This is a genomic window from Streptomyces sp. NPDC001880 (assembly GCF_053594575.1).
The window spans coordinates 1-1138 of sequence record NZ_JBSFET010000298.1 but is presented as its reverse complement, the minus strand read 5'-3'; the positions used below and the strand labels follow the sequence as shown (position 1 = coordinate 1138).

General features: G+C 71.4%; 1 protein-coding gene. It reads right to left on the bottom strand.

Going from position 1 to position 1138, the window contains the following annotated elements:
* Window positions 1-15: 15 nt before the first annotated feature.
* Window positions 16-1138 (bottom strand): Gfo/Idh/MocA family protein (locus tag ACWCQ6_RS37420; RefSeq protein ID WP_451096992.1); only part of this gene is annotated, 1123 nt, incomplete at its 5' end.

Sequence of the window (1138 nt, the reverse complement as noted above, 5' to 3'; positions counted from 1 at the left end):
GGGGAAGAGAAGAAGTCACTGCGCCGGGACCGTCTGGACGGTGCCGGTGTGCCGGGCACGTTCGGCGGCGAACGCCGCCAGATGACTGCCGAGCGTGGCCTTGGTGCCGGAGCGGACCGCGGCCGGGTCGCCGGTGGCGACGGCGTGGACGAAGGCATCGACCAACGCCGTGTCTCCGCCGCCGTGTCCCTCGGCGGCGTTGGAACCGCTCGTGTCGACCTCGTGGACGGTGACCTCGTCGGTGCGGAAGTCGTGGACGGTGACGCGCTTGCCGTCGCCGCGCAGCCAGCCGTGCGAGCCGAAGATCCGTGTCTGGCGGTCGGTCTGTTCGGTGAAGGCGACCATGGTGAACGTCGCGGTCATGCCGCCGGACAGCTGCATGGCGAGGACCTGGTGGTCGACCACGTCATTGTCGCCGCGGTACGCGCACAGGCCGTACGGGCCTTCGCGCAGCGCGGTCAGCAGCTCGGTCTCGTCCGTGGAGTCCGTGACGTGGGTGACCGGCCAGACCGCGCCCTTCTCGCGCAGCGTCGGCACGTACAGCTTGAGTGCGGAGTAGGGGCAGCCGTCCTCGACGGCGCAGTCCAGGCAGCGCTCCGCGGCACCGGCCGGGGCGTTCTCGGGCCGGAAGTGCTTGAGCCCACCGAAGCTGGCAACCTGCTCGATGCGCTCCCCGGTGACGTAGGAGATCCAGTCCAGGTCGTGGCAGGACTTGGCGAGCAGCATCGGCGAGGAGGCCCGCTCACTGCGCCAGGGCCCGCGGACGTAGGAGTGCGCGTAGTGCCACCAGCCGACGGGCTCCAGGTGCTCGACGCTGACGAGTTCGCCCAGCACGCCCGAGCCGACAACCTCCTTCACCAGGTCGGTGTAGGGGGTGTAGCGCAGGACATGGCAGACGGCGAAGAGCACACCCGCCTTCTCCACGCCCTCGATGAGGGTGCGGGTCTCGGCCTCGGTGGGCGCCAGTGGCTTCTCGGCGAGGATCGCGTACCCGGCCCGCGCCAGCGCCAGGACGGGCTCGACGTGATTGCGGTCCTGGGTGGCGACGATGACGGCGTCGGCGATGGCGTCCCCCTCGACGAGCGGCCGCCAGTCGTCGAACTCGACGGGTGCGCCGGCGGCGGCCCGCGCCGCGGGG